At 65.3% G+C, this 5250-nt stretch carries 7 protein-coding genes and 1 pseudogene; all 8 read right to left on the bottom strand.

Translation table 11 applies throughout. The annotated features are described in order from the left end of the window. Positions 1-167, bottom strand: a pseudogene (locus ACFDTG_RS15965) (NADH-quinone oxidoreductase subunit D); the annotation flags it as partial. Positions 168-172: 5 nt separating this feature from the next. Next, the gene (locus ACFDTG_RS15970; protein ID WP_375291943.1) at positions 173-1021 is read right to left on the bottom strand and encodes an NADH-quinone oxidoreductase subunit C; all 849 of its coding nucleotides are present in this window, start codon (positions 1019-1021) and stop codon (positions 173-175) included. Further along, positions 1018-1587 (bottom strand): NuoB/complex I 20 kDa subunit family protein, encoded by a 570-nt coding sequence (locus ACFDTG_RS15975; RefSeq protein ID WP_375291944.1) that lies wholly within the window; start codon positions 1585-1587, stop codon positions 1018-1020. The genes ACFDTG_RS15970 and ACFDTG_RS15975 overlap by 4 nt, the downstream gene beginning before the upstream one ends. Beyond that, positions 1578-1952 carry an NADH-quinone oxidoreductase subunit A gene (locus ACFDTG_RS15980; RefSeq protein ID WP_375291945.1) on the bottom strand — a complete coding sequence of 125 codons (375 nt, stop codon included), beginning with the start codon at positions 1950-1952 and terminating at the stop codon, positions 1578-1580. The genes ACFDTG_RS15975 and ACFDTG_RS15980 overlap by 10 nt, the downstream gene beginning before the upstream one ends. A gap of 193 nt (positions 1953-2145) precedes the next feature. Continuing rightward, positions 2146-2958: an inositol monophosphatase family protein gene (locus ACFDTG_RS15985; RefSeq protein ID WP_375250454.1), complete on the bottom strand. Its 813-nt coding sequence runs from the start codon at positions 2956-2958 to the stop codon at positions 2146-2148. A 48-nt stretch (positions 2959-3006) separates the two neighbouring features. Next, positions 3007-3570 (bottom strand): elongation factor P, encoded by a 564-nt coding sequence (gene efp / locus ACFDTG_RS15990; RefSeq protein ID WP_375250455.1) that lies wholly within the window; start codon positions 3568-3570, stop codon positions 3007-3009. Positions 3571-3641: 71 nt separating this feature from the next. After that, positions 3642-4241, bottom strand: a complete 600-nt coding sequence (locus tag ACFDTG_RS15995; RefSeq protein WP_375250456.1) for a M23 family metallopeptidase — start codon at positions 4239-4241, stop codon at positions 3642-3644. A 1-nt stretch (position 4242) separates the two neighbouring features. Beyond that, positions 4243-5244 carry a L,D-transpeptidase family protein gene (locus tag ACFDTG_RS16000; RefSeq protein WP_375291946.1) on the bottom strand — a complete coding sequence of 334 codons (1002 nt, stop codon included), beginning with the start codon at positions 5242-5244 and terminating at the stop codon, positions 4243-4245. Positions 5245-5250: the final 6 nt, after the last annotated feature.

Raw genomic sequence — 5250 nt, forward strand, 5'->3', positions numbered from 1 at the left:
AACCGCAACACGCCGTGCGCGGCCGGATGCTGCGGCCCGAAGTTGATCGTATAATTCTGGATCGCCACGTCGCCATCGGTCGGATGCGCGGCATCCGGATGATGGAGCAGCTTTTCGATCGCCGGATCGGCGAGCTGGTCGATCGGCTGGTCTTTCTGGGTCAGCATATCGCTCACTGATTCTGCCCCCCGCTCTTTGAGGCCGTCACATCCGGGTCCGCCGGGCGTGGCGCCGCATCCGACCCCGGCTTGCCCGCCCCGGTGTCCGCAGTGCCCTGCGCATCCTTCTTGGCATAGGGCTCACTGGCGGCCGTCGGCGCGGCCTTGGCGCTTTGCACCGCGTCCGCCTTTTGCACCTCGGTCGCGGTTACCGGCGACGGCGCACCCTTGGCTTCCGGCAATTTCGCCTTCTCGTCACCGGGCAGCACATATGCGGCGCCTTCCCAGGGGCTCATGAAATCGAAGGTGCGGAAATCCTGCGCGAGGCTGACGGGTTCGTAGACGACGCGCTTCTGTTCCTCGGAATAGCGTAGCTCGACATAGCCGCTCAGGGGGAAGTCCTTGCGGAACGGATGTCCGCGGAAACCATAATCGGTCAGGATGCGACGCAGGTCGGCATTGCCCGAGAAGAGCACGCCGAACATGTCGTACACTTCGCGCTCCAGCCAGCCGGCGACCGGCCACAGCCCCGTCACCGACGGCACCGGCGTCTCTTCCGTCGCGGGAACATGGACGTGAAGGCGGTGGTTGCGGGTCAGCGAAAGCAGGCAATAGACGACTTCGAACCGCTCGGCCCGATCGGGATAGTCGACTCCCGCGATCTCCATCAGCTGCTGATATTCCAGCCCCGGCGTATCGCGCAGCGCGGTCAGCGCCGCGATCAGCCCGTCGCGCGTGACATGCAACTGCACCTCGCCAGCGACCTCGACCGCGTCGGAGAGCGCCTCGCCCAGCGCCGCGCGGGCGCTGTCGATCGTCGCATCGTTGAGATCGGCGGCCCACGCCGGTGCCGGCGCCCTCATCGCTCGATGCTCCCGGCGCGGCGGATCTTCCGCTGCAGCTGCATCACGCCATACAGCAACGCTTCGGCGGTCGGCGGACAACCCGGAACGTAGATATCGACCGGCACGATCCGATCGCAACCGCGCACGACGCTGTAGCTATAGTGATAATAGCCGCCGCCATTGGCGCAGGAGCCCATCGAGATGACGTATTTCGGCTCGGACATCTGGTCATAGACGCGGCGCAGCGCCGGCGCCATCTTGTTGCACAAGGTGCCCGCGACGATCATCACATCCGACTGACGCGGCGACGCGCGTGGCGCGGCACCGAACCGCTCCATGTCGTAGCGCGGCATGTTGACGTGGATCATCTCCACCGCGCAGCACGCCAGCCCGAAGGTCATCCACCACAGCGAGCCGGTGCGCGCCCACTGAAACAGCTCCTCGGTCGAGGTAACCAGGAAACCCTTGTCGGTCAGCTCGCCGTTCAGGCTGTCGAAGAAGCCCTGATCGGGCGCGACGACGCCGCGCGAGCTTTCGGGGGAATTGACGAGCCCGATCGGCCCGGAATGAGTGGTCACTCCCATTCCAGCGCTCCCTTCTTCCATGCGTAAACGAGGCCGAGGGCGAGTTCGGCGATAAAGATCATCATGCTGATCCAAGCGGTCCAGCCGAGCGAGAATACGCTGACTGCCCAGGGATACAGGAACGCCGCCTCGAGATCGAAGATGATGAACAGAATGGCGACGAGATAGAAACGCACGTCGAACTGCGATCGGCTGTCCTCGAATGCGGGGAAGCCGCACTCATATTCGGATAGCTTCTCCGGCGTCGGTTTCGCGGCGCCCGTCAGCTTGGCAACGAGCATCGGCAGAAACACAAATGCCGACGACAATGCCAGCGCGACTCCCACGAACAGGAGGATGGGAAGATATTGCGACAGATCGACCACTATGGCTCTCTCTCGGGGGCTCTCGGGCTTCTCTCGCAAGTGCGAGAGGAACGGTGGACCTCTAGACCCGCGCCCCCGGAGGGGCAAGGCCACCAAGGCGTGAGAATGAATCGCAGGAAGCGCGAAAAAGGTCCCAGACCGGCGCCCCCCGCCCCGGCCTGGGCGCGCCTGTTGAAGCGCCTATCGCCCGCCGCTAGCGCAGCGACTGCGCCACCATCTTGTGCAGCTTGGAATGCATCGCGTCATTGGCGGCGAGATACTCGTTCCGCTCAAAGGCGCGATCGCCGCCACGGAAGTCGGTGACGAAGCCGCCCGCTTCCTTGACGAGCAGGTAGCCGGCCGCAACGTCCCAGATCTTCAGGTCGCTTTCCCAATAGCCGTCGAACCGCCCCGCGGCGACCCAGGCGAGATCGAGTGCCGCCGAACCGAGCCGACGGATGCCCGCGACCTGTGGTGCGACCGCCCCGAAGATGCGCGTCCATTGCACGAAATCGCCATGGCCCATGAACGGTATGCCGGTGGCGATCAGCGCCTCGGACGGTTCGCGCCGTGACGATACGCGCAGGCGCTGGTCCTGCAACCACGCGCCCCGGCCTTTCTCCGCCCAGAAACTTTCGTCCGTCAGCGGCTGATAGACCAGCGCCGTGGTGATCTCGCGCTTGCCGCTGGGCAGCGGCTCCTCGACCGCGATCGAAATCGCGAAATGCGGGATGCCGTGGAGGAAGTTCGAGGTGCCGTCGAGCGGATCGACGATGAAGCGCGGCTTGTTCGGGTCGCCCTCGACCGTGCCGCGCTCCTCCATCACGAAGCCCCAGTCGGGGCGCGCCTTGGAAAGTTCCTCGAACAACGTCTGTTCGCAGCGCTGGTCAGCCTGGCTGACGAAATCCGCCGGCCCCTTGCGGCTGACCTGCAGATGCTGGACTTCGTTGAAATCACGCCGCAGGCGCGGCGCCGCCTTGCGCGCGGCGCGCTCGATGACCGTGAACAGGCCCGAATGGGATGGCATTTCTTATCTCCCCCCTCCCCATCAGGGAGGAGCCACAATCAGCGATGATCAGTCCGCGCGGCGAACGTAGGTCTGCTCGTACACATCGACCACGATCCGCGTGCCGCTTGCGATATGCGGGGGGACCATGACGCGCACGCCGTTGTCGAGAACGGCCGGCTTGTAGCTGGACGAAGCCGTCTGCCCCTTCACCACCGCATCGGCCTCGACGATCGTCGCCTCGATCGTATCGGGCAGCTGCACGCTGATGGCTTCCTCGTCATAGAGTTCCATCACCACGTCCATGCCGTCCTGCAGGAACGCGGCGGCATCGCCCAGCAGGTCGCGCGGCAACGTCACCTGATCGTAGGTTTCCTTGTCCATGAAGACCAGGCCATCGCCCTCGGCGAACAGGAACTGGAAATCCTTGGTATCGAGGCGCACGCGCTCGACCGTCTCCGCCGAGCGGAAGCGGACGTTGTTCTTGCGGCCGTCGCGCAGGTTCTTGAGTTCGACCTGCATATAGGCGCCGCCCTTGCCGGGTTGCGTATGCTGGATCTTCACCGCGCGCCAGATGCCGCCTTCGTATTCGATGATGTTGCCGGGACGGATGTCCACGCCGCTGATCTTCATGGGGCTTCGCCTATGGAAAAGAGCTGGGCCGTGTGGGACATTGCGTCCCCCCACGGCCGGGTGGCGGCGACTTAGCGACTGGTGCGCGATCCGGCAAGCAGCGGATAGGGATTCACCGGCTGCCCCTGCCACCATCGATCGCCGGGCGCGACGCGATTGACCGCGAAGTGCAGGTGTGGTGCGGCGGCATCGGCATTGCCGGTCGCCCCCACCGCCGCGATCGGTTCGCCCGCTCGCACCGCCTGCCCCTCACTCAGCCCGCGACGATAGCCGAGCAGGTGCGCGTAATAATACAGCGTCCGCCGATCGAGGCTGCGCTGATAGATCGTCAGCCCGCCATCATGGCTGAGGAACAGCTTCTCGATCCGACCGGGCGCGGCGGCGCGGACGATCGTGCCCTGCGGCGCCATGATATCGATCGCCCGATGCGTTCGCGTGCCACCGCCGCGCTCCTGTTCGTAGTCATCGCTAAGCGCAGTGCGCGGCACACCTGCCACCGGGACCAGCAAACGCTCGGGCGCGCCGGGAGCTTCGGAAGGGGGAAGCTCATCGCGCGGCTCGCCAGTCACAAGAGCCGGCTCACGTGACGCGCCGCCAAACGACACGAGGCTAAGAAAGCCGATCGTCGCCAGCAGGATGATTGCAAGGATCGACCAGCCGAGCCGCGTCATGTCATGCCTGGAACAACACCGGCGTTCCGCCTTTGACCATCAGCGCAACCCGCGCCGCGTCCCAATTGGTGAGGCGGACGCAGCCGTTCGATTCGGCGCGGCCGATCTGCTGCGGCTCGCTGGTGCCATGGATGCCGTAATGTTCCTTGCTAAGGTCGATCCACACCACGCCGACCGGGTTATTGGGGCCGGGGGGAATGATCTGCGCCTGCTTGTCGTCGCTCACCCCCTTCAGGATCTTGGGGTTCATCTTCCAGTCCGGATTGGGCGAGACGTGCAGCACTTTCCAGTCGCCGAGCGGCAGGGGATCGCGCGAGGACCCGATCGTAGCGGTATATTGCGCGATGACGCGGCCGTTGCCGTCCAGCGCGCGCAGGACGCCGTCGGACTTGTCGACCACGATCTTGGCGGCCACCGGAACCTTAGCCTCGACGTTCAGCGCCGCGAGCGTGGCCCGCCACGCCGGGGTCGCATCGGACGGATAGGCGCGCGACGACGGAAAGGTATTCGGGACGGTGATCGTCGTGCCCGGCCCGATGTTCGTCACACCGGGGTTCAGTTCGGCGAGCACCGCTGGCGTGGTGTGGAAGCGTTCCGCCAATTTCTCCAGGGGGCGCTTGTAATACATCCCAGGCAGTTTCGCCTGCTCGGCATAATCCTTTGATATAACCGGGGTGTACGGGCCGCGCAGCGCATCCCGGTCAAGCGTGACCGCGATGGTCGGGCGAAGGCCCCGCCACCCGGCCAGCGCCTGCATCGTCGCGCGGTCGGGCTGCCCCGTCACCGTCAGGCCACGGCTTTCCTGGAACCCTTTCAATGCGTTGATCAGCGATGCTCCGCTGCGCCCGTCGATGATGCCCGGGCCGAAACCGATCCGGTCGAGCGTCACCTGCAAACGCATCACCGCCGGATCCATCGGAGGAGCACCCGGCTGGCCCGGCGCGGCGGCGGTAAGGGTCAGGGCGACAATCGCGGCAATACGCTTCACGGGCACCTCATGCATATCGGT

It is taken from the genome of Qipengyuania sp., from assembly GCF_042095715.1.
Taxonomy (GTDB): Bacteria; Pseudomonadota; Alphaproteobacteria; order Sphingomonadales; family Sphingomonadaceae; genus Qipengyuania.

What these genes read in the sequence shown, in the direction of transcription:
- ACFDTG_RS15975 (WP_375291944.1), bottom strand. Translation starts at nt 1,587, where the DNA reads ATGGGAGTGACCACTCATTCCGGGCCGATCGGGCTCGTCAATTCCCCC.
- ACFDTG_RS15985 (WP_375250454.1), bottom strand. Translation starts at nt 2,958, where the DNA reads ATGCCATCCCATTCGGGCCTGTTCACGGTCATCGAGCGCGCCGCGCGC.
- ACFDTG_RS15970 (WP_375291943.1), bottom strand. Translation starts at nt 1,021, where the DNA reads ATGAGGGCGCCGGCACCGGCGTGGGCCGCCGATCTCAACGATGCGACG.
- efp (WP_375250455.1), bottom strand. Translation starts at nt 3,570, where the DNA reads ATGAAGATCAGCGGCGTGGACATCCGTCCCGGCAACATCATCGAATAC.
- ACFDTG_RS15995 (WP_375250456.1), bottom strand. Translation starts at nt 4,241, where the DNA reads ATGACGCGGCTCGGCTGGTCGATCCTTGCAATCATCCTGCTGGCGACG.
- ACFDTG_RS16000 (WP_375291946.1), bottom strand. Translation starts at nt 5,244, where the DNA reads ATGCATGAGGTGCCCGTGAAGCGTATTGCCGCGATTGTCGCCCTGACC.